The organism is Burkholderia sp. AcTa6-5 (assembly GCF_017815075.1).
GTDB classification, from domain to species: domain Bacteria; phylum Pseudomonadota; class Gammaproteobacteria; order Burkholderiales; family Burkholderiaceae; genus Burkholderia; species Burkholderia sola.
In genome coordinates this window covers 71,127-92,845 of sequence record NZ_JAGIQE010000026.1, presented here as the reverse complement: position 1 = coordinate 92,845, position 21,719 = coordinate 71,127, and the positions used below count along the sequence as shown (strand labels likewise).

19 protein-coding genes are annotated in these 21,719 nt (G+C 64.2%); 1 reads left to right on the top strand and 18 read right to left on the bottom strand.

The window, feature by feature from the left end; all coding sequences use genetic code 11:
• Window positions 1-172: 172 nt before the first annotated feature.
• Window positions 173-1,267 carry a uroporphyrinogen decarboxylase gene (hemE, locus tag J8I33_RS28145; protein WP_290369655.1) on the bottom strand — a complete coding sequence of 365 codons (1,095 nt, stop codon included), beginning with the start codon at window positions 1,265-1,267 and terminating at the stop codon, window positions 173-175.
• A 148-nt stretch (window positions 1,268-1,415) separates the two neighbouring features.
• Between hemE and J8I33_RS28140 the strand changes: the two genes are divergently transcribed.
• Entirely contained in the window at window positions 1,416-2,234 is an 819-nt protein-coding gene (locus J8I33_RS28140) for a transporter substrate-binding domain-containing protein (protein WP_209939517.1), read from the top strand.
• Between the two features lie 737 nt (window positions 2,235-2,971).
• Here the strand turns inward: J8I33_RS28140 and J8I33_RS28135 are convergent.
• The 17 genes from J8I33_RS28135 to J8I33_RS28055 form a co-directional block, all read right to left on the bottom strand.
• The gene (locus tag J8I33_RS28135) at window positions 2,972-4,699 is read right to left on the bottom strand and encodes an AMP-binding protein (protein WP_209939516.1); all 1,728 of its coding nucleotides are present in this window, start codon (window positions 4,697-4,699) and stop codon (window positions 2,972-2,974) included.
• A gap of 270 nt (window positions 4,700-4,969) precedes the next feature.
• The gene (locus J8I33_RS28130; protein ID WP_006477288.1) at window positions 4,970-5,395 is read right to left on the bottom strand and encodes a F0F1 ATP synthase subunit epsilon; all 426 of its coding nucleotides are present in this window, start codon (window positions 5,393-5,395) and stop codon (window positions 4,970-4,972) included.
• Window positions 5,396-5,516: 121 nt separating this feature from the next.
• The gene (atpD, locus tag J8I33_RS28125; protein WP_031397079.1) at window positions 5,517-6,911 is read right to left on the bottom strand and encodes a F0F1 ATP synthase subunit beta; all 1,395 of its coding nucleotides are present in this window, start codon (window positions 6,909-6,911) and stop codon (window positions 5,517-5,519) included.
• Between the two features lie 66 nt (window positions 6,912-6,977).
• Entirely contained in the window at window positions 6,978-7,853 is an 876-nt protein-coding gene (atpG, locus tag J8I33_RS28120; protein ID WP_034209645.1) for a F0F1 ATP synthase subunit gamma, read from the bottom strand.
• Window positions 7,854-7,975: 122 nt separating this feature from the next.
• Window positions 7,976-9,517, bottom strand: a complete 1,542-nt coding sequence (atpA, locus tag J8I33_RS28115) for a F0F1 ATP synthase subunit alpha (RefSeq protein WP_006756467.1) — start codon at window positions 9,515-9,517, stop codon at window positions 7,976-7,978.
• A gap of 44 nt (window positions 9,518-9,561) precedes the next feature.
• Window positions 9,562-10,101, bottom strand: a complete 540-nt coding sequence (locus J8I33_RS28110; protein ID WP_006477284.1) for a F0F1 ATP synthase subunit delta — start codon at window positions 10,099-10,101, stop codon at window positions 9,562-9,564.
• A 2-nt stretch (window positions 10,102-10,103) separates the two neighbouring features.
• A complete protein-coding gene (locus J8I33_RS28105) occupies window positions 10,104-10,574 on the bottom strand; it encodes a F0F1 ATP synthase subunit B (protein ID WP_006477283.1) in 471 nt (156 codons plus the stop codon).
• A gap of 129 nt (window positions 10,575-10,703) precedes the next feature.
• Window positions 10,704-10,973 carry a F0F1 ATP synthase subunit C gene (gene atpE / locus J8I33_RS28100; RefSeq protein WP_006482730.1) on the bottom strand — a complete coding sequence of 90 codons (270 nt, stop codon included), beginning with the start codon at window positions 10,971-10,973 and terminating at the stop codon, window positions 10,704-10,706.
• Window positions 10,974-11,048: 75 nt separating this feature from the next.
• A complete protein-coding gene (atpB, locus tag J8I33_RS28095) occupies window positions 11,049-11,900 on the bottom strand; it encodes a F0F1 ATP synthase subunit A (protein ID WP_209939515.1) in 852 nt (283 codons plus the stop codon).
• Between the two features lie 110 nt (window positions 11,901-12,010).
• Window positions 12,011-12,535: an ATP synthase subunit I gene (locus J8I33_RS28090; protein WP_050015828.1), complete on the bottom strand. Its 525-nt coding sequence runs from the start codon at window positions 12,533-12,535 to the stop codon at window positions 12,011-12,013.
• A gap of 569 nt (window positions 12,536-13,104) precedes the next feature.
• Window positions 13,105-14,235 carry an SLC13 family permease gene (locus J8I33_RS28085; protein WP_209939514.1) on the bottom strand — a complete coding sequence of 377 codons (1,131 nt, stop codon included), beginning with the start codon at window positions 14,233-14,235 and terminating at the stop codon, window positions 13,105-13,107.
• A 10-nt stretch (window positions 14,236-14,245) separates the two neighbouring features.
• Window positions 14,246-15,139: a ParB/RepB/Spo0J family partition protein gene (locus J8I33_RS28080; protein WP_152860544.1), complete on the bottom strand. Its 894-nt coding sequence runs from the start codon at window positions 15,137-15,139 to the stop codon at window positions 14,246-14,248.
• 31 nt (window positions 15,140-15,170) lie between these two features.
• Window positions 15,171-15,950 carry a ParA family protein gene (locus J8I33_RS28075; protein WP_050015824.1) on the bottom strand — a complete coding sequence of 260 codons (780 nt, stop codon included), beginning with the start codon at window positions 15,948-15,950 and terminating at the stop codon, window positions 15,171-15,173.
• Window positions 15,951-16,001: 51 nt separating this feature from the next.
• Window positions 16,002-16,688, bottom strand: a complete 687-nt coding sequence (gene rsmG / locus J8I33_RS28070; protein WP_124555749.1) for a 16S rRNA (guanine(527)-N(7))-methyltransferase RsmG — start codon at window positions 16,686-16,688, stop codon at window positions 16,002-16,004.
• A complete protein-coding gene (gene mnmG, locus J8I33_RS28065; protein WP_050015820.1) occupies window positions 16,685-18,664 on the bottom strand; it encodes a tRNA uridine-5-carboxymethylaminomethyl(34) synthesis enzyme MnmG in 1,980 nt (659 codons plus the stop codon). Before mnmG ends, rsmG begins: the two co-directional genes overlap by 4 nt.
• A 511-nt stretch (window positions 18,665-19,175) precedes the next feature.
• Window positions 19,176-19,931 carry an ABC transporter ATP-binding protein gene (locus J8I33_RS28060; protein WP_209939513.1) on the bottom strand — a complete coding sequence of 252 codons (756 nt, stop codon included), beginning with the start codon at window positions 19,929-19,931 and terminating at the stop codon, window positions 19,176-19,178.
• On the bottom strand, window positions 19,931-21,715 hold the full coding sequence (locus J8I33_RS28055; RefSeq protein WP_209939512.1) for a branched-chain amino acid ABC transporter ATP-binding protein/permease: 1,785 nt from the start codon (window positions 21,713-21,715) through the stop codon (window positions 19,931-19,933). Before J8I33_RS28055 ends, J8I33_RS28060 begins: the two co-directional genes overlap by 1 nt.
• Window positions 21,716-21,719: the final 4 nt, after the last annotated feature.

The following is a 21,719-nucleotide window of genomic DNA, read 5'->3' as shown; positions in this document are numbered from 1 at the left end:
CCATAGCGAGACAAATTGACCGATACGGGGCTCTACCGCGCTGCAACGTGGAAAATGTGTATAAGTCAAGTCTTGACAAGCACCGAATCGGCAACGGGAGCGGGGTTGCGTCCTGTTTAGTTTCAAAAACGAAACATCGTCATCCCGCAGCGCAGCATGACGGCGCTTGCGTTCAGCCCGCCGCTCCGCTACGGATCGCGCGGCTGTGGGTATGGACTTCGTCGACGAGTTCGGCGACGTGATCGGGCGACGTGAATTGCGAAATGCCGTGCCCGAGGTTGAACACGTGGCCCGGATGGTTGCCGTAGCTGTCGAGCACCGCGCGCGCCTGTTCGCGCACCGCGGCCGGCGGCGCAAACAGGATCGTCGGGTCGAGGTTGCCCTGCAGGGCGACGCGCCCCGCGACGCGCTCGCGCGCGGCGCCGAGGTTGACCGTCCAGTCGAGCCCGACCGCGTCGACGCCGGTCGCCGCGATCTCCTCGAGCCACAGCCCGCCGCCCTTCGTGAACGTGATCACCGGCACGCGCTCGCCGTCATGCTCGCGCTTGAGCTGCGACACCACGCGGCGGATATAGTCGAGCGAGAAGCGCTGGTACGCGCCGTCGGCCAGCGCGCCGCCCCACGTATCGAAGATCATCACGGCCTGCGCGCCCGCTTCGATCTGTGCGTTCAGGTACGCGGCCACCGCCTGCGCGTTCACGTCGAGGATCCGGTGCATCAGGTCCGGGCGCGAATACGCCATCGACTTCACCGTACGGAAATCGTCCGAGCCGCCGCCTTCGACCATGTAGCACGCGAGCGTCCACGGGCTGCCCGAGAAGCCGATCAGCGGCACGCGCTGCCGGCCCTGGCCGTCGGTGAGCGCGCGGCGGATCTCGCGCACGGCGCCCGTCACGTAGCCGAGCGTCTCCTCGATGTCCGGCACCGCGAGCCTCGCGACGTCGGCCTCGGTGCGCACCGGATGCGCGAACTTCGGCCCTTCGCCGACCTGAAAGTCGAGGCCGAGCCCCATCGCGTCGGGAATCGTCAGGATGTCCGAGAACAGGATCGCGGCGTCGAGCGGAAAGCGCTCGAGCGGCTGCAACGTCACTTCTGTCGCGTAGTCGGGATGCTTCGCGAGACCGAGGAAGCTGCCGGCGCGCGCGCGCGTCGCGTTGTATTCGGGCAGGTAGCGGCCGGCCTGGCGCATCAGCCAGATCGGCGTGTAGTCGGTCGGCTCGCGCAGAAGCGCACGCAGGAAGGTGTCGTTGAGCAGGTTATGGGCCACGGTAGGAGCGACGAAGCGAAGGCAAAGCGGCATTTTACCGGACAGCCGCGATCGGGCTGCGCATGCCGATGCGATGGCGGCCATATGACGCGCGCGATGGCTCCGTTATGATCGGACGCTCATATCGAACGAAACGAAGGAGGAGACGATGAAGACACTCGCCACGCTTGCCGCGCTCGCCACTGCCACCGCGTTTTGCTGCGCTGCCGCGCACGCGCAGGGAGCGGCCACGGCCACGGCCGCGCCCGCGGGCGCCGCGGCCGCCGGCTCGCGGCTCGACGACGTGCTCGCGCGCGGCACGCTGCGCGTGTGCACGACGGGCGATTACAAGCCGTATTCGTACTACCGCGCGGACGGCCGCTTCGAGGGCATCGACATCGATATGGCGGAGTCGCTCGCGAAATCGCTCGGCGTGAAGGCGGACTACGTGAAGACGAGCTGGCCGAACCTCACCCACGACTTCGTCGCGAAGTGCGACATCGCGGTGGGCGGCGTGTCGACGACGCTCGAGCGCCAGAAGCGCGTGTTCTTCACGCAGCCGTACGTGGTCGACGGCAAGACGCCGATCGTGCGCTGCGCGGATGCCGACAAGTACCAGACCGTCGCGCAGATCGACCGGCCCGATACGCGTGTGATCGTGAATCCGGGCGGGACCAACGAGCGCTTCGCGAAGCAGTTCTTCGCGCATGCGAACCTGAGCGTCTATCCGGACAACGTGACGATCTTCAAGCAGATCCTCGCGGGCAAGGCTGACGTGATGGTGACGGATGCGTCCGAGACGCTGCTGCAGCAAAAGCTGAATCCGGGCCTCTGCTCGGTGCATCCGGACAAACCGTTCCAGTTCGGCGAGAAGGCGTATATGGTGCCGCGCGGCGACGTCGTGTTCCAGCAATACGTCGACCAGTGGCTGCATCTCGCGCTGTCCACCGGTGAATACCAGGCAATTGCGGACAAGTGGCTGAAGTAGTCGGCTGAAGTAGTCGCGAGCGCGTGCGGCCTCGGCGGTCAATAATGGAAATCGTCCCCGTTGTTGCCGCCGATGAAGACTGAAAGCGGTGTGTTCTGCAGCCGGGCCGGCGCCCCGCCGTTACAGATTGCGGTGACGCCGACCGGCGTAAAACCGCGAAAATTGGCCGAATGGCCGACTACCGCGTGCGCCGATCACGTTTCAAAATCTTTCTGACGAATGAATCCTCATGCGCGGTATCTATCGCGCGATGCACATTCACGCGTGCAAATGGGCAATTCACTGACGCGAAAACGCAGGAAAAACGCGTGATGCGCATACGATGAAAACTCTGTGGAAAAGATGGGTAAATATGACCTTTTTCAGGACCCCGAAAACAGCAAAAAATCCCGGAAAGCCTTATCTGGCGGGCGTTACAACCTGAAACACTTTGTTACCGCCACGGGTCATTAATTCGCCCACAATGGGCCTCAACGGTTTCAACACGGATGCGGTCTCGTGTGCCAAGTGTGAGCGGACGCGAAGCGCTGCGAGCCAGTCGGTCACGTACCGAAGCCCTTCCGAGGGGCATCCCTGTTGGAGTCGTTTCCGGCCCCCGCCGGATCCGGTTTCATCTTTGGTCTCCTCGCGCTAACCCCGTAGCGTGTGGTTTTTAGCGGGCTAATAAGCCCGCTTTTTTTCGTCCATCGAAAACGTAGCGACCTACAGGCCGCCACGTTTTTTCGCACCGTCTCCCTTCAAGCAGTCTTCTGCACGTCGAGCTTCAGTTCGTCGATCATCCGCTCGCGCATCACGAACTTCTGCACCTTGCCCGTCACCGTCATCGGCAGTTCGTCGACGAAGCGGATATAGCGCGGAATCTTGTAGTGCGCGATCTGCCCGTTGCAGAACGCGCGCACGTCGTCCTCGGTCATCTGCTCGTCCGCGCGCAGCACGATCCACGCGCACAGCTCCTCGCCGTACTTCGCATCGGGCACACCGAATACCTGCGCGCTCTGGATCTTCGGATGGCGGAACAGGAATTCCTCGATCTCACGCGGATAGACGTTCTCGCCGCCGCGAATCACCATGTCCTTCAGGCGGCCGACGATGTTGCAATAGCCGTCCTCGTCGAGCGTCGCGAGGTCGCCCGTATGCATCCAGCCGTCGACCAGCACCTCGCGCGTCTTCGCGTCGTCATCCCAGTAGCCGAGCATCACCGAATAGCCCTTCGTGCACAGCTCGCCCGTCGCGCCGACCGGCACGATGTTGCCGCCCGGATCGACGATCTTCACTTCGAGATGCGGCTGGATGCGGCCGACCGTCGTCGTGCGCTTTTCCAGCGGATCGTCGGTCGAGCTCTGGAACGACACGGGGCTCGTCTCCGTCATCCCGTACGCGATCGTGATTTCGGACAGATGCATCTGCGCGACGACGCGCTTCATCGTCTCGATCGGGCATGGCGAGCCGGCCATGATCCCGGTGCGCAGCGTCGACAAGTCGAATCTCGCGAATTCCGGATGATCGAGCTCCGCGATGAACATCGTCGGCACGCCATGCAGCGCGGTGCAGCGTTCTTCGGCCACTGCCGCGAGCGTCGCGACCGGATCGAACGCTTCGCCGGGAAACACCATCGCGGCGCCCTTCGACACGCAGGCGAGCACGGCCAGCACCATCCCGAAGCAGTGATAGAGCGGCACCGGGATGCAGAGCGAATCCTGTTCGGTGAAACGCATCGCCATCGCGATCGAGCGCGCGTTGTTGACGACGTTGCGGTGCGTGAGCGTCGCGCCCTTCGGGCTGCCGGTCGTGCCGCTCGTGAACTGGATGTTGATCGGATCGTTGGCCGCGAGCGTCGCGCCGATCGCATCGAGCAGCGCCGGATCGACGGCCCGGCGGCCGCGCGCCATCACGTCCGCGAAGCGGAACATGCCGGCGGGCGCCACCTCGCCCATCGACACGATCGTGCGCAGGCTCGGCACGCGCGCCGCATGCAGGTCGCCCGGCGTCGCGGTCGCGAGCTCCGGCGCGATGGTCTGCAGCATCTCGACGTATGCGGAGCTCTTGAAGCGCTCGGCTGCGATCACGGCCTTGCAGCCGACCTTGTTCAGCGCGTATTCGAGCTCCGACAGCCGGTAGGCCGGATTGATGTTGACCAGCACCGCGCCGATCCGCGCGGTCGCGAACTGCGTGAGCAGCCATTCGCTGCGGTTCGGCGACCAGATGCCGACGCAGTCGCCCTTCACGATCCCGAGCGCGGCGAGCCCCGCGGCCAGCACGTCGACCTCGTGTGCGAATTCGCGCCAGGTCCAGCGCACCTGCTGCTCGCGAAACACGACGGCCGGACGGTCGGGAAAGCGGCCGGCCGTGTCGAGCAGGAACCGGCCGATCGTCGCGTCGGATAGCGGCACGTCGGTCGCGCCGCGCACGTAGGACAGTCCGTTTTCGGGCGCGATCAGCGCCCCCTTGCCAAGGTCTGCTGCCATCGATGTCTCCGTCCGTTTTTGTCTGATCGGCCCGCGCGCGTGCTGCGCCTGCCTGCTGCGCGCGCGCCTCCGCCGCGACGATCGCGACGGACGCCCTCAGCGCGGATGATGCCGCGCTCCGCTGACGACACTCTGACATCGAATCGCGGCGGGCGGGTGAAATAGCACGACCGGACGATACGATCCGGCCCGCAAAAAAACAGACGAAAAAGCCGGGCGAAAAAAAAGCAGCCCGAAGGCTGCTTTCTTTCGCGGGATACGCGGCGCGGCTCAGTGCCGGCTGCGGATCTTCGCCAGACGCTGGATCGCCTCGAGCTGCGCCATCGCGGTCGCGAGCTCGGATTGCGCTTTCGCGAGGTCGAGATCCGACTTCGCGTTCTGCAGCGTTTCCTCGGCGCGCTTGCGCGCTTCCTCGGCTTTCGCCGCGTCGAGGTCCTTGCCGCGGATCGCGGTATCGGCGAGCACCGTCACGGCGCCCGGCTGCACTTCGAGAATGCCGCCCGCGACGAACACGAATTCGTCGTTGCCGCCCTCGACTTCGATGCGCACCGCACCCGGACGAATCCGCGTGATCAGCGGCGTGTGACCCGGCAGAATGCCCAGCTCACCCGTTTCGCCCGGCAGCGCGACGAATTTCGCCTCGCCCGAGAAGATCTGCTCTTCCGCGCTGACGACGTCTACTTTGATGGTTGCCATATCGACTCCAATCTCATCCACAGGTTGAGCGTATTGCGGCCGACGCGGGCGGCCGGCATACAAGTCATCGCTGACTCATTGCTCCGGCCGGCACACGCCGGCTTGCGCCCCACTCAAGCCCTTACTGGATCTTCTTGGCCTTTTCGAAGGCTTCGTCGATCGTGCCGACCATGTAGAACGCCTGTTCCGGCAGGTGGTCGCACTCGCCGTCGACGATCATCTTGAAGCCGCGGATCGTTTCCTTCAGCGGCACGTACTTGCCCGGCGAGCCCGTGAACACTTCAGCGACGTGGAACGGCTGCGACAGGAAACGCTGGATCTTACGCGCACGTGCGACCGACAGCTTGTCTTCCGGCGACAGTTCGTCCATGCCCAGAATCGCGATGATGTCGCGCAGTTCCTTGTAGCGCTGCAGCGTCTGCTGAACGCGACGGGTGATCGAGTAGTGCTCTTCACCGATCACGTTCGGGTCGATCTGGCGCGACGTCGAGTCGAGCGGGTCGACCGCCGGGTAGATGCCCAGCGAAGCGATGTCACGCGACAGAACCACGGTTGCGTCCAGGTGGCCGAAGGTGGTCGCCGGCGACGGGTCGGTCAAGTCGTCCGCAGGGACGTACACGGCCTGAACCGACGTAATCGAGCCCTTCTTGGTCGACGTGATGCGCTCTTGCAGCTTGCCCATTTCTTCAGCCAGCGTCGGCTGATAGCCCACTGCCGACGGCATACGGCCGAGCAGTGCCGACACTTCGGTACCGGCCAGCGTGAAACGGTAGATGTTGTCGACGAAGAACAGCACGTCGAGGCCTTCGTCACGGAAGTGCTCGGCCATCGTCAGGCCGGTCAGCGCGACGCGCAGACGGTTGCCCGGCGGCTCGTTCATCTGGCCGTACACCAGCGCGACCTTGTCGAGAACGTTCGAGTCCTTCATTTCGTGGTAGAAGTCGTTCCCTTCACGGGTACGCTCGCCCACGCCCGCGAACACGGAGTAACCGCCGTGTTCCTTCGCGATGTTGTTGATGAGCTCCATCATGTTGACGGTCTTGCCCACGCCAGCACCGCCGAACAGGCCAACCTTGCCGCCCTTCGCGAACGGGCAGATCAGGTCGATGACCTTGATACCCGTTTCGAGCAGTTCGGTCGACGGCGACAGTTCGTCGAACGCCGGTGCCTTCTGGTGGATCGAACGCGTCGTTTCGCTTTCGATCGGGCCGGCTTCGTCGATCGGACGGCCGAGCACGTCCATGATACGGCCGAGGGTCGGCTTGCCGACCGGCACCGAGATCGGCTTCGCCGTGTTCTTCACGGTCAGGCCGCGGCGCAGGCCGTCGGATGCACCCAGACAAATGGTACGGACCACGCCGTCGCCCAGCTGTTGCTGGACTTCGAGCGTCAGTTCCGAGCCATCGAGAATGAGCGCGTCGTAGATCTTCGGCATGCTGTCGCGCGGGAATTCCACGTCGATAACGGCGCCGATGCACTGTACGATCTTGCCTTCTACCAAAGCAGCAGTACTCATCGCTTTTCCTTTAAATACCTGATTCTTTACTCGCGCAAAGGCGCAGTTGTCGTCCCGGGCGCGCGCTTAAACAGCGGCTGCGCCGCCGACGATCTCCGACAGTTCTTTCGTGATCGCGGCCTGACGGCTCTTGTTGTATACGAGCTGCAGTTCGCTGATCACCGTCTTCGCGTTGTCGGACGCGGCCTTCATCGCGACCATGCGCGCCGATTGCTCGGACGCCATGTTTTCCGCGACGGCCTGGTACACCAGCGCCTCGACGTAACGCACGAGCAGTTCGTCGACGACTGCCTGTGCGTCCGGCTCGTAGATGTAGTCCCACGACGTCGCCGGCGTACCGTCATCGGCTTCGAAGTGTTCCGACGACAGCGGCAGCAGCTGCTCGATCACGGCTTCCTGCTTCATCGTGTTGACGAAGCGCGTGTAAGCGATATAAACCGCCGACAGCTTGCCTTCCGAGTACAGATCGAGCTGCGTCTTCACGGCGCCGATCAGCTTGTCCAGGTGCGGGGTGTCGCCGAGGTGCACGACCTGCGACATCACCTTCGCGCCGAAGCGGTTCAGGAACCCGAGGCCCTTGCCGCCGATCGCGGTGGCTTCGACCTTCTGGCCCTTCTCTTCCAGCTCCTTGAACTTCTGCACCGTCGCACGCAGCACGTTGGTGTTCAGACCACCGCACAGACCCTTGTCCGTCGTGACGAGGATGATGCCGGCCGTCTGCGCGCCGTCGTTCGCCACCATGAACGGGTGGCGGTACTCGGGGTTCGCACGGCTCATGTGCGCGGCGATGGCACGGACCTTGTCTGCATACGGACGAGCAGCGCGCATGCGTTCCTGCGCGCGACGCATCTTCGATGCAGCCACCATCTCCATCGCCTTCGTGATCTTGCGCGTGTTCTGCACGCTCTTGATCTTGCCGCGAATTTCCTTCATTCCAGCCATAGCTTGCTCCTTTGCGCCCCGAGTTAGCGCTTTAGCGCTTTACTCGGGGCTCATGCCTCGCTCACCGAAGCGGCGCGGGCGCATCATGCGCGCCCGCGCGGCCTCGGTGTGTCACTCGCGGATCAATAGGCACCGGACTTCTTGAAGGATTCGATCGCCGCGCGCAGCGCGCCTTCGTCGTCCTTCGAGAGATCCTTGGTGTCTTCGATGCGCTTGATGAGGTCAGCGTGGCTGGTCTTCAGGTTGTCGCGCAGGCCCTTCTCGAACGACAGCACTTGCTTGACGTCGAGATCGTCGAGGTAGCCGTTGTTCGCGGCGTACAGCGACACGGCCAGTTCCCAGACCTGCAGCGGCTGGTACTGCGGTTGCTTCAGCAGTTCCGTCACGCGGCGGCCGCGCTCGAGCTGCTTGCGGGTCGCTTCGTCGAGGTCCGATGCGAACTGCGCGAATGCGGCCAGTTCACGGTACTGCGCGAGGTCGGTACGGATACCGCCCGACAGCTTCTTCACGACCTTCGTCTGAGCGGCGCCACCGACGCGCGACACCGACACGCCGGCGTTGATTGCCGGGCGGATGCCTGCGTTGAACAGGTCGGTTTCCAGGAAGATCTGGCCGTCGGTAATCGAGATCACGTTCGTCGGAACGAACGCGGTCACGTCGCCAGCCTGCGTTTCGATGACCGGCAGTGCCGTCAGCGAGCCGCTCTTGCCCTTCACTTCGCCGTTCGTGAACTTCTCGACGTACTCTTCCGACACGCGAGCCGCACGCTCAAGCAGACGCGAGTGCAGATAGAACACGTCGCCCGGGTACGCTTCACGGCCCGGCGGGCGGCGCAGCAGCAGCGAGATCTGACGGTATGCCCAAGCCTGCTTGGTCAAGTCGTCATAGATGATCAGCGCGTCTTGGCCGCGGTCGCGGAAGTATTCGCCCATCGTGCAGCCGGCGTACGGCGCCAGGTACTGCATCGCAGCCGAATCCGATGCCGAAGCGGCGACGACGATCGTGTATTCCATCGCGCCCGTTTCTTCGAGCTTGCGAACCACGTTCATGATCGACGAAGCCTTCTGGCCGATCGCGACGTAGATACAGATCAGGTCCTTGCCCTTCTGGTTGATGATCGCGTCGAGCGCCACCGCGGTCTTGCCGCACTGACGGTCGCCGATGATCAGCTCGCGCTGGCCACGGCCGATCGGCACCATCGCGTCGATCGACTTGATGCCCGTCTGCACCGGCTGCGACACCGACTTACGCCAGATCACGCCCGGGGCGATCTTTTCGATCGCGTCGGTCAGCTTCGCGTTGACCGGGCCCTTGCCGTCGATCGGGTTGCCGAGCGCGTCGACCACGCGGCCGACGAGTTCCGGACCAACCGGGACTTCGAGAATGCGGCCCGTCGTCTTGACGATGTCGCCTTCCGAGATGTGTTCGTATTCGCCGAGAATCACCGCGCCGACCGAGTCGCGCTCGAGGTTCAGCGCGAGACCGAACGTGTTGCCCGGAAACTCGAGCATTTCGCCCTGCATCACGTCCGACAGGCCGTGGATACGCACGATACCGTCGGTCACGGAGATCACGGTGCCCTGGTTGCGAACGTCTGCGCTCGCTTCAAGGCCCTGGATCCGGCTCTTGATCAGCTCGCTGATCTCAGAGGGATTGAGTTGCATTATTCGCTCCTGATAGTCAATTCTGTTGCGTGCCGGCGTGGCGCTCAGGCGGTCAACGCAGCCTGCATCGATGCGAGACGCGCGCGAACCGAGGTGTCGAGCACTTCGTCGCCGACCGTCACGCGCACGCCGCCGATCAGCGACGAATCGACTTCGACCGTCGGTTTCAGCTTGCGCTTGAACTTGCGTTCGAGGCCCGAGACGAGACTGTCGAGATCCGCGCCGTTCAGCGGGAACGCGCTCACGATCTCGGCGTCGGCTGCACCTTCACGTTCGTTCTTGAGCGCCTCGAACTGCTCGGCAATTTCCGGCAGCAGCGCGATGCGATGATTGTCGACCAGCATCTGCACGAAGTTCTTCGCTTCGGCGCCGGCCGCGACGGGCGACTTCACCGCAGCAAGCAGCAGCTCGGCTACTTGCGTGCGCGTCACCTTCGGGCTCGACGCGACCGACAGTACTTCCGGCAGACGCGCAACCTGGGCCAGCTCTTGCACGAGCGTGGACCAGGCGGCGATGTCACCGCCCTCGGCCACGCGGAACAGCGCTTCTGCGTAAGGGCGGGCGATGGTTGCAAGTTCGGCCATGATCAGAGCTCGGCTTTCAGTTGATTCAGCAGTTGGGCGTGGGCCGTTTGATCGACTTCGCGCTTCAGGATCTGCTCGGCGCCCTTCACGGCCAGCGCGGCGACTTCGCCACGCAGCGCTTCGCGCGCCTTCACGATTTGCTGTTCTGCTTCCGCCTTCGCCTGGGCGACGATGCGGGCGGCTTCAGCCTGGGCGTTGGCCTTGATTTCCTCGGCGACCGCCTGCGCACGCTTTTCAGCGTCGGCGATGCGCTGCTGGCCGTCGTTGCGGGCCTGCGCGAGTTCCTGGTCCACGCGCTTGTGCGCTGCGTCGAGTTCCGCCTTGCCCTTCTCCGCGGCGGCGAGGCCGTCGGCGATCTTCTTCGAACGTTCGTCGAGGGCGTTGATCAACGGCGGCCACACGAATTTCATCGTGAACCACGCGAGGACCAGGAACACGACCATTTGCGCAAACAGAGTTGCGTTGAGATTCACGGTGTTTCCTTATCTGCTATTCCGGAAAAATGAAACGGTAAGGCGCTCATCGAGTTGCATTCGATCAGCGCCCCAAGTCTCCGTTCCGCCCTGCGCCGGCTCGCGCCGGACGCATATTTCCGAGGAACCTTAGCCTGCGAGCTTCGACAGGAGCGGGTTCGCGAACGCGAACAGCATTGCGACACCCACGCCGATCAGGAATGCAGCGTCGATCAGACCAGCCAGCAGGAACATCTTCGTTTGCAGCGGGTTGATGAGTTCCGGCTGACGTGCGCAGGCTTCGATGTACTTGCCACCCATCAGCGCGATACCGATACAGGCGCCGATTGCACCCAGGCCGATGATGATGCCGATACCGATGGCGGTCAGACCCTGGATGTTGGCGATGTAAGCTTGCATGATCACTCCTTTGTGAAAAGACTTGGAACTGAGATTTAAAAAACTAAAACGAAGACTCTTTGTTGCACGCCGCGCTTAGTGCGTGTCGTGCGCCTGGCCGAGATACACCAGCGTCAGCATCATGAAAATGAATGCCTGCAACAGAACAATCAGGATGTGGAAGATTGCCCAGACGCTACCCGCGATCACATGACCAACGAAGCCGAGGAACGTTGCGTCGCCACCGAAGCTCCACATACTGCCGAGCAGGGCGATCAACAGGAACAACAGCTCACCCGCGTACATGTTGCCGAACAGCCGCATGCCGAGGGAGACGGTCTTTGCGAGGTATTCGACGATGTTCAACGCGAGGTTCGGAATCCACAGCAGCGGGTGGGCGCCGAACGGCGCCGACAGCAGCTCATGCACAAAGCCGCCCGCGCCCTTGATCTTGATGCTGTAGTAGATCATCAGGACGAACACGCCGAGCGCGATGCCGAGCGTGCCGTTCAGGTCGGCCGTCGGGACGATGCGATGGTGGGAAATCACGTCCGACAGACCGAGCAGGCCGATCACGCGGCCCGGCAGGTCGACCGGGAGGAAGTCGAGGGAGTTCATCAGCGCGACCCACACGAACACCGTGAGGGCGAGCGGCGCGATGAAGGTGCGATTGCCGTGGACGATGGCCTTCGACTGGTCTTCGACCATTTCGACGAGCATCTCGATCGCGCACTGGAAACGGCCCGGCACGCCCGACGTCGCCTTGCGGGCGGCCAGACGCAGCAGGAGGATCGTCGCGATGCCGCATACGATCGACCAGAACAGCGTGTCGATATTCCAGACGTGAATATCGAAAATCGACGTCTGATGCGAGGTGGAGAAATTCTGCAAGTGGTGCGCAATGTACTCGGACGGATCCGGACCGCGCGTGCCTTCGCTAGCTGCCATATCGTTAATGCCACCCAAATTGTCGAAAATCGTTTTGCCCCGTTCCGCAACACGCTATTGCGGGAACGGGCCGGTGCGGTTCGTTGTCGAAACCGCACGCTGCTTGTTCCTTACCGCCAGGCCAGCGCGATCCAGTACGTCTTCAGCACGACGAGGTACGTGACGAGGAACGGCACCCAGTGCACGCCGGCCCAGCCGAACGCCACCGCGGTGAACATCCCGATCGTCAGAGCGAGTTTCAGGGCTTCGCCCATCACCCAACTCATCACGGTGGCCGAGCCACCTGCCTTCAGTCGTGCCACGAATACCGCACTGGGCACCCAGCCGATCGCTCCGCCCAGAAACGCGGATTGCGCAGCGGCGCCCGGCGACTTCGAAAACAGCCACCACGCCAGCGTTGCAACCAGGGACAGGACCACTTGCGCGAACACCACCTTGTAGGGGGTCACGCGCGAGGGCTTGCTCACGTTCGGGCCAAACAGCCTTTCGGCCTCGGCCCGCGTCAGCGGAACGATGTTGTTATCTTGCTGCTCGACATCCCAGTCGTCGTCGGATTCACGCCGCTCGCCGGCCGCCGAAGCGGTGCGTTGCGTGCGCTGATCATCGTGCCTGTCGTCCGGCGCCTGACCCGCCATCGCAATCTTCCGCTGAAATCCTTGAACCCGACCCCAAGCTTTCTGAAAGCTTTCAGGGGTGCCTAGCTAACAAATCCGGGCGATTGTAAGCGATAGTTGCAAGTGATTCAAGGCTTTAGACGCGACAAAAACCTGCATAAAACGACGCCTCATGATGTGAAAAAACGCCCGATTCGACGACGTACGATGACAGTTGTAAGGTCGGTTTCGTGCACCGGTATTTCGTGCGCAAAAAACTCCGGTGACGGGGGTAAATGGCGGGGAAACGATGCGCGAGGCGGGTCAGGCGGAAGCGGTGCGATCGCCGCACGGAATTCGCTGCAATGCAGCCATTGGAAACGACTCGGCGCGACGCGCCCGAATCAGCCACACGCGAGAACCGAACAGCGCGCGCGACGCGAGAAATTCGACCGGATGTTCGCGCATCGATTCATCCAGTCAGTTGTCGCGCCGCCACAGATGTTCGACTGTGGATTGCAACACTTATCCACAATGCTCGATCACGATGGACGCTGTGCGCCCTGCCCGCGACCCGAACGGCACACCTGCGCCGCACGCACCGGCCTCGCTCAACCGTGCATGAGCAGCCACGCGCCGAGCGTCGCGCTCACCAGCGCGAACGGAATCGACACGACGTGGAACGGCAGCCACATGCGCGGCTCCTTCGCGAGACGCACCGCGATCAGGTTCGCGAGCGAACCGATCGCGAAACCGAAGCCGCCGACCGATACGCCGAAGGCAAGCGCGCGCCAGTCGTGCGTGAACTCCGAGAGCAGGATCGCGGCCGGCACGTTGCTGATCACCTGCGACAGCACGGCGCCGGCGGCATAGGCGCGCAGCGGCGAATCGAGTTGCGCGTGCGCGATCGCGTCGTGCACGACGGGCAGCGCGGCCGCGCTGCGCAGCACGACGAACATCAGCACGAAGATCAGCAGCAGCAGCCAGTCGATCTTCAGGACTGCGTCGCGTTTGACGGCGAGCAGCACGATCGCGACCCCGACGAGGCCCGGCAGCGGATGGTGCGCATCGGCGAGCAGCACGAATGCGGCGAACAGCACCGCCGCGATCAGCGCGTGCATGCGTTGTACGGGAAAGGCCGCGGCGTCGCCGGACAGGTCGAGCGGCTTCGCGCGGAACATCAACGCGGTCAGCACGAGCAGCAGCGCCATTAGCGCGACGGCGAGCGGCCCGAGCGTGACCACGAAGCGGCCGAACGACACGCCGCTCAATTGCCACAGGAAAAGATTCTGCGGATTGCCGAGCGGCGTCGCGACGGACCCCGCGTTGACCGCCAGCGCGACGACGATCACGAGCCGCCGGAACGGCAGCGGCGTCAGCGCGCGCAGCGACACCATCAACGGCACGACGACGAACAGCGCGACGTCGTTGGTGAGCCACATCGACAATACCGCGGCGAAGCCGACGAGCAGCATCGCGAGCCCGCGCTCGGAATGCACGTGATGCACGATGCGATGCGCGAGCCACATCAGGCAGCCGGACAGCTCGAGCGCCTTCGTCAACATCAGCAGGCCCGCGAGCGTCGCGACCGTCTGCCAGTCGACGCGATCGGCGAGTACCGAAAATGGTTGCGGACGCACCCATTGCAGCACGATCAGCCCCAGCGCGAGCACCGATAGTACCGGTTCCTGCGCAAGCCAGCCGAGCCACCGGCGCGGCGGCGGTGCGCCCGTTTCCTGCATACCTGCCCCGTTATTCTTCTGTTGCGACGTTGCCGCGCAGTCGCGCGAGAATGCCCTCGAGTGCATCGAGGTTGCCGAAGTCGATCATCACCTGCCCTCGCCCGCGGCGGCCGAGCTTGATCTTCACTGTCGACGCGAGCAGGTCCGACAACTCCTCTTCGAGGCGACGCGTATCGCGACCGCCATCGTCCTTCGCACGCGCCTTCACGGCCGGGGCTTCCTTCGTCGTGTGCGAGACGAGCTTCTCGGTCTCGCGCACCGACATGCGCTTGTTGACCACCTGATGCGCGAGCGTGATCTGCGTGGCCGCATCGACCGCGAGCAGCGCCCGTGCGTGCCCCATGTCGAGATCGCCGGCCAGCAGCATCGTCTGCACCGGCGACGCGAGGTTCAGCAGGCGCAGCAGGTTCGACACCGCGCTGCGCGAACGGCCGACCGATTCGGCCGCCTGTTCGTGCGTGAAACCGAACTCGTCGAGCAGACGCTGGATGCCGTGCGCCTCTTCGAGCGGATTCAGGTCCTCGCGCTGGATGTTCTCGATCAGCGCCATCGCGGCGGCGGCCTGATCGGATACGTCCTTCACGAGCACCGGCACTTCATCGAGGCCGGCCAGGCGCGCCGCGCGGAACCGCCGCTCGCCCGCGATGATCTCGTATTTGTCTGACGAAATGGGCCGTACCAGGATCGGCTGCATCACGCCCTGCGCGCGAATGCTTGCCGCGAGTTCCTGCAGGCTGCCCTCGTCCATCCGCGTGCGCGGCTGGTACTTGCCGGCTTGCAGCTTGCCGAGCGCGAGCGTGTTCGGTGCGCCTTCGATCTTCACCGCTTCGGTGATATCGGCGCTGCCGCCGAGCAGCGCTTCGAGGCCACGTCCCAAGCCCTTCTTCTTTGGTACCGCGTTCATGTCTTTCTTCCTCGCTTCGCTCATGTCCGGATCACGACACCTCGAACGCGCGCACGCGCTCGATCATCTCGGCACCGAACTGGATATACGCCTGCGCACCACGCGAGCTGCGATCGAACACGACGCCCGGCAACCCGTAACTCGGCGCTTCGGCGAGGCGCACGTTGCGCGGAATCACCGCGTCGAACACCTTGTCGCCGAAGTGCGCTTTCAGTTGATCGGAGACTTGCTGCTGCAGCGTGATGCGCGGATCGAACATCACGCGCAGCAAGCCGATGATCTTCAGGTCGCGGTTCATGTTCGCGTGAACCTGCTTGATCGTGTTGACGAGGTCCGACAACCCTTCCAGCGCAAAGTACTCGCACTGCATCGGAATCACCACGCCATGCGCCGCGCACAGGCCGTTCAGCGTCAGCAGCGACAGCGTCGGCGGGCAATCGATCAGCACGAAATCGTAGTCGTCGGCCACGTGCTCGAGCGCGGCCTTCAGGCGACGCTCGCGGTTGTCGATGCTGATCAGTTCGATCTCGGCGCCGGACAGCTCGCGGTTCGCGGGAAGCACGTCGTAGGTGACGCCTTCCGGACGCACGCGCGCGTCGGTGACCGACACGCCGTCGACCAGCACTTCGTACACGGTCGCTTCGCAAGCGGCCTTGTCGATCCCGCTGCCCATCGTCGCGTTGCCCTGCGGGTCGAGATCAATCAACAGGACTCGTTGCTCCTGCGCTGCAAGGCTTGCGGCGAGATTGACCGATGTCGTCGTCTTGCCGACGCCCCCCTTCTGGTTCGCAACGCAGAAGATCTTTGCCATCGTTGGTGTGTTCCCTTTACCTTCAAACAAACGGCGCGCTACCGCGCGCCTTCAATTCGCGTCGTCGACGGCCACTTCGAACAGATGCCGCTCCGCATCGAGCATCGGCACCGCCAGCCGGATCGTCTGCTTCACGCGGCTGCCTTCCGGCAACCGCGCAATCTCGTCGTCCGGATGAACGCCCTTCATCGCCCAGATCGATCCGCCCGGCGCAACCAGATGTCGAGCAAGTTTAACGAAGTCGGACAGGTCCGCGAAAGCGCGGGATACGATCATGTCGAATTTTTCCGGGACTTCGACACCCGGCTGCAGCGATTCGACCCGGCCGGTCACGACCGACAGGTTCGCGAGCTTCAGTTCCGCGCGCATCTGCGTCTGGAACGCCGATTTCTTCTGCACGATGTCGTTCAGCGTGACCTGCCAGCCCGGCTCGACGATCGCCAGCACGATACCGGGCAGCCCGCCGCCCGAGCCGACGTCGAGCACGCGCGCGGACACGCGGCCGCGCAGATGCGTGACGATGGAAAGCGAATCGAGGATGTGCTGGATCAGCATCTGCTTCGGGTCGCGGATCGCGGTCAGGTTGTAGACCGCATTCCACTTGCCGAGTAGCGCGACGTAGTCCAGCAGCTGGTTGCGCTGCGTATCCGTCAGCGTGAGGTCGAGCGCCGCCGTGCCTTCGACGAGCATCCCCTCCAGTACGTCCCGATTAACCGCCGGCGCGCGACGCGCCGTCATTGTTGCGTCGGGACAGTGCCGTCCCCCTGCTCCGCGGCCGCGGCGGCCTCTGCGGCCGTACCATTACGGCGGCCCAGGCCGCGACGCTTCAGATGCACCATCAGCAGCGAGATTGCCGCCGGCGTGACGCCCGAGATGCGGGACGCCTGCCCGATCGTTTCCGGCCGGAACTCGTTGAGCTTCTGGCTCACCTCGAACGACAGGCCGCGAACCTCGCGGTAATCGATACCGTCCGGCAGGCGCGTGTTTTCGTTCGCGTCGTTGCGCTCGATCTCCGACGCCTGGCGCTCGATATAGCCCTGATACTTGATCCCGATCTCGACCTGCTCCTTGATCTGCTCGAGCAGCACCGGATCGTCGGTCAACGGCTCCGCGGGGCCGCACTCGCCGCCCTTCAGCCCGCACACGCCGTCGTAGCTCACGCCGGGGCGGCGCAGCAGCTCGGCGAGGCTGTATTCGTGGTCGATCGCCTTGCCGAGCAGCGCGGTCGCCTCTTCGGCAGGCAGCGTCTTCGGCGTAACCCACGTCGACTTCAGGCGTTCGGTTTCACGTGAAACAGCGTCGCGCTTCCGGCTGAAGGCATCCCAACGTGCATCGTCCACCAGCCCAAGCTCGCGGCCGATCTCGGTCAGGCGCATGTCGGCGTTGTCTTCGCGCAGGCTCAGGCGATACTCGGCCCGGCTCGTGAACATCCGGTACGGCTCCGCCACGCCGCGCGTGACGAGATCGTCGACCAGCACGCCCAGATATGCCTGGTCGCGACGCGGGCACCACGCATCCTTTTCCTGCACGTAGCGGCCCGCATTGAGACCAGCCAGCAGACCCTGCGCAGCCGCTTCTTCGTAGCCGGTCGTCCCGTTGATCTGACCCGCAAAGAACAGTCCGTTGATCGCCTTCGTCTCGAGCGACGCTTTCAACGCACGCGGGTCGAAATAGTCGTACTCGATCGCGTAACCGGGGCGCAGGATGTGCGCATTCTCGAGGCCGCGCATCGAATGCACGAGCTCGAGCTGCACGTCGAACGGCAGGCTCGTCGAGATCCCGTTCGGGTAGAACTCGTTGGTCGTCAGCCCTTCCGGCTCGAGGAAGATCTGGTGCGATTCCTTCGATGCGAACCGGTGGATCTTGTCCTCGATCGACGGGCAATAGCGCGGCCCGACGCCTTCGATCACGCCTGTATACATAGGCGAACGGTCGAGACCGCCGCGAATGATGTCGTGCGTGCGTTCGTTCGTGTGCGTGACCCAGCACGGCAGCTGCTGCGGATGCTGCTCCGCGCGGCCCAGGAACGAGAACACGGGAATCGGATCGAGGTCGCCCGGTTGCTCGTCGAGCTTCGAGAAGTCGATCGTGCGGCCGTCGATACGCGGCGGCGTACCGGTCTTCAGCCGGCCCTGCGGCAGCTTCAGCTCCTTCAGGCGCGACGACAGCGACACGGCCGCCGGATCGCCCGCGCGACCGCCCGTGTAGTTGTTCAGGCCGACGTGGATCTTGCCGTCGAGGAACGTACCGGCCGTCAGCACGACCGCGCGAGCGCGGAAGCGGATGCCGATCTGCGTGACGGCGCCGACCACGCGGTCGCCTTCGACCATCAGATCGTCGACGGCCTGCTGGAACAGCCACAGGTTCGGCTGATTTTCGAGCCGGTGGCGGATCGCGGCCTTGTACAGGATGCGATCGGCCTGCGCACGCGTCGCGCGCACAGCCGGCCCCTTCGACGAATTGAGGATCCGGAACTGAATACCGCTTTCGTCCGTCGCGGCGGCCATTGCGCCGCCCAGCGCGTCGACTTCCTTGACCAGATGGCCCTTGCCAATGCCGCCGATCGACGGATTGCAGCTCATCTGCCCAAGTGTTTCGATGTTGTGGGTCAGCAGCAGTGTCTTTGCGCCCATACGGGCGGACGCCAGCGCGGCTTCCGTGCCGGCATGGCCGCCACCGACGACGATGACGTCAAATTCTGTGGGAAAAAGCATGGTGGATTCCGTACGCGGAACTGCGTACGAACCTATCTGAGAAATGTATGGGCCGAATTATAGCGGGTTCGCTTTTCGCCCGAAGGCCGTCCGAATGGTAGGGTCTGTGCATTTCGGCGATTTTTTAGTCGGGAACACGCAAATTTGCCGCGCCGGGGCTGTCTCAGCGTTGTCGGTGAGCGATTCAACGCACATCTTCGGGCCTGTGCAAAGCATGTACGGAACCCCGAACTCCCCGATGTCTGTGGCCAGCGCAACACTTCGAACCCGTGGCCGTGCGCCCTCCGCCACACAACATTTCCGCCGGTTGTCCCGGCACTTGTCCACTGAAGTGCAGCATGGTCGACCTGTGGAACCAGCCTGCGCGGCACCGCACAGCGCTTCCCACTGTTCCCGCACGACTTATCCCCGGCCTTGAACCGTGGACGCGAAAACTGCACCCGGCTCACAAACAAAAACGGCGTGTTTCACGTGAAACACGCCGCCCGTTTCCTGTCCACCGCACCGGCAATCAAGCCGTCTTCTTCGCCAACCCAAGATACGTCTCGATCACACGCGGATTCTGCGCAAGCTCGGCCGCCGGCCCTTCCAGCGCAAACTCGCCCGTCTCCAGCACATAGCCATAGTCGGAGATCTGCAGCGCCGCCCGTGCATTCTGCTCGATCAGCAGCGTCGCCACGCCGGTGCCGCGCAACGCGCTGATGATATGAAAGATCTCCTTCACGATCAGCGGCGCCAGCCCGAGGCTCGGTTCGTCGAGCATCAGCAGGTCGGGCTTGCCCATCAGCGCGCGGCCGACTGCCAGCATCTGCCGCTCGCCGCCGGACAGCGTGCCGGCCGCCTGCCGGCGCCGCTCCTTCAGCCGCGGAAACAGCGCGAACACGTGATCGAGCTGATCGAGGAAGTTCGATTCCCCCGCCTGCTTGCGCCGATACGCGCCGAGCACGAGGTTGTCCTCGACCGTCATCGTGCTGAACAGCTCGCGCTTTTCCGGTACGAGGCACATTCCACGCGCGACGCGCTGCTCGACCGGCAACACGCTGACGTCGGTACCGCGATACACGACCGCGCCCGACGCGTGCCCCGTTACCGGGAGCGCCCCCATGATCGCGTTCAGCAGCGTCGATTTACCGGCGCCGTTCGGGCCAATCACGCTGACGATCCGCCCCGCCCCTACCTTGATTGCCGCACCGTGCAGCGCCTCCACCTTCCCGTACCGCACCGCCAGCCCGCGTACGTCGAGAATCGGCATCGTCGTGTCCGTCATCACTCCACCCCGCCCAGATACGCTTCGAGCACGGCCGGGTCCTGCTGCACGTCCTGCGGCAGCCCTTCCGCGATCCGCGTGCCGAATTCCATCACCACCAGCCGGTCGGTGAGGTTCATCACGAAATCCATGTCATGTTCCACGAGCAACACGCTCATTCCTTCCGCCTTCAGCCGCCGCAGCAGGTCGGCGAGTTGCTGCTTCTCCTGGTAACGCAGCCCCGCGGCCGGCTCGTCGAGCAACAGCAGCGTCGGATCGCAGCACAGCGCCCGCGCGATTTCGAGAATCCGCTGCTGACCAAGCGCGAGGCTCCCCGCTTCGTCGTACATGTGCGCTTCGAGCCCGACACGCCGGATCTGGCGCGCGGCTTCGGCCAGCAACTGCGCTTCCTCGCGCGCATTGAGCCGCGCAATGCTGCGCCACACGCCGGTATGACCGCGCAGATGCGCGCCGATCGCGACGTTCTCGAGCACCGTCATCGTCGGCAACAGCTTCACGTGCTGGAACGTGCGACCGATGCCGCGGCGGACGATCTGGCGCGACGTCAGTCCGTCGATGCGCTCGCCGCGGAACGTGATCGCGCCGCCGGTCGGCTTCAGCACGCCGGTCACGAGGTTGAACGTGGTCGACTTGCCCGCGCCGTTCGGGCCGATCAACCCGATGATCTGCCCCGCTTTCACGTCGAAGCTGACGTCGTTCACGGCCACGAGCCCGCCGAACTGCTTGCGTGCGGTGTCGACGACGAGCAGCGGCTCGCCGGCCACGGGCTTCGCACGCTGCGGCGGCGGATCGGCCTGCTCGGGCACGTGCGCACGGGGCCCGCGCGGGAACAGTCTCGCGACGAACGGCCATACGCCCTGGCGCGCGTACTGCAGCAGCAGCACCATCAGCACGCCGAACACGATGATCTCGAAGTTGCCTTCCGAGCCGAGCAGCTTCGGCAGCAGCGTCTGCAGATAGTCCTGCAGCACGGTCAGGATCGCCGCGCCGAGCACCGCGCCCCATACGTGCGACACGCCGCCCACCACAGCCATGAACAGGAATTCGATCCCGTGGTTCAGACCGAACGGCGTCGGGTTCACCGCGCGCTGCAGGTGTGCGTACAGGAAGCCCGATACCGCCGCGAGCACGGCCGCGTAGACGAAGATCACGACGCGCATCCACGCGGTGTTCACGCCCATCGCCTCGGCCATCACGCCGCCGCCGCGCAGCGCGCGGATCGCGCGGCCGGGCCGGCTGTTGAGCAGGTTCTGCACCGACACGATCGCGGCCAGCACCACGGCCCAGATCAGGAAGTACAGGCTGCGGCCGCTGTCGAGCACGATGCCGAACAGGTTCAGCGCCGGAATCCCGTTGATCCCGTCGTACTTGCCGAGCAGTTCGAGGTTGCCGAACAGGTAGAACAGCGCGAGGCCCCACGCGATCGTGCCGAGCGGCAGGAAGTGCCCGGACAGCCGCATCGTCACCGCGCCGAGCACGAGCGCGACGAGCGCCGTCAGCACAACGCCGACGATCAGCGCGAGCCACGGCGATACGCCGTAGCGCGTCGTCAGGAACGCGGTCGCATACGCGCCGATGCCGACGAACGCGGCCTGTCCGAAGCTCGTCATCCCGCCGACGCCCGTCAGCAGCACGAGCCCGATCGCGACGATCGCATACAGGCCGATGTAGTTCAGCAGCGTGATCCAGTATTCGGGCACCTGCAGCGCGCCGGGCAGCACCGGCAGCGCGAACAGCACCACGAGAAACAGCCAGAAGGTCTTGTTGCGTACCATCGTCTTCATCGCG

Bases quoted from the DNA above. Each gene is read 5' to 3' on its own strand.
- J8I33_RS28140 (WP_209939517.1), top strand. From the start codon at position 1,416: ATGAAGACACTCGCCACGCTTGCCGCGCTCGCCACTGCCACCGCGTTT.
- J8I33_RS28130 (WP_006477288.1), bottom strand. From the start codon at position 5,395: ATGGCAACCATCAAAGTAGACGTCGTCAGCGCGGAAGAGCAGATCTTC.
- atpE (WP_006482730.1), bottom strand. From the start codon at position 10,973: ATGCAAGCTTACATCGCCAACATCCAGGGTCTGACCGCCATCGGTATC.
- J8I33_RS28080 (WP_152860544.1), bottom strand. From the start codon at position 15,139: ATGAACGCGGTACCAAAGAAGAAGGGCTTGGGACGTGGCCTCGAAGCG.
- J8I33_RS28110 (WP_006477284.1), bottom strand. From the start codon at position 10,101: ATGGCCGAACTTGCAACCATCGCCCGCCCTTACGCAGAAGCGCTGTTC.
- J8I33_RS28135 (WP_209939516.1), bottom strand. From the start codon at position 4,699: ATGGCAGCAGACCTTGGCAAGGGGGCGCTGATCGCGCCCGAAAACGGA.
- atpA (WP_006756467.1), bottom strand. From the start codon at position 9,517: ATGCAACTCAATCCCTCTGAGATCAGCGAGCTGATCAAGAGCCGGATC.
- J8I33_RS28060 (WP_209939513.1), bottom strand. From the start codon at position 19,931: ATGACGGACACGACGATGCCGATTCTCGACGTACGCGGGCTGGCGGTG.
- rsmG (WP_124555749.1), bottom strand. From the start codon at position 16,688: ATGACGGCGCGTCGCGCGCCGGCGGTTAATCGGGACGTACTGGAGGGG.
- atpB (WP_209939515.1), bottom strand. From the start codon at position 11,900: ATGGCAGCTAGCGAAGGCACGCGCGGTCCGGATCCGTCCGAGTACATT.
- atpG (WP_034209645.1), bottom strand. From the start codon at position 7,853: ATGGCTGGAATGAAGGAAATTCGCGGCAAGATCAAGAGCGTGCAGAAC.
- mnmG (WP_050015820.1), bottom strand. From the start codon at position 18,664: ATGCTTTTTCCCACAGAATTTGACGTCATCGTCGTCGGTGGCGGCCAT.
- atpD (WP_031397079.1), bottom strand. From the start codon at position 6,911: ATGAGTACTGCTGCTTTGGTAGAAGGCAAGATCGTACAGTGCATCGGC.
- J8I33_RS28055 (WP_209939512.1), bottom strand. From the start codon at position 21,715: ATGAAGACGATGGTACGCAACAAGACCTTCTGGCTGTTTCTCGTGGTG.
- J8I33_RS28090 (WP_050015828.1), bottom strand. From the start codon at position 12,535: ATGGCGGGTCAGGCGCCGGACGACAGGCACGATGATCAGCGCACGCAA.
- J8I33_RS28075 (WP_050015824.1), bottom strand. From the start codon at position 15,950: ATGGCAAAGATCTTCTGCGTTGCGAACCAGAAGGGGGGCGTCGGCAAG.
- J8I33_RS28085 (WP_209939514.1), bottom strand. From the start codon at position 14,235: ATGCAGGAAACGGGCGCACCGCCGCCGCGCCGGTGGCTCGGCTGGCTT.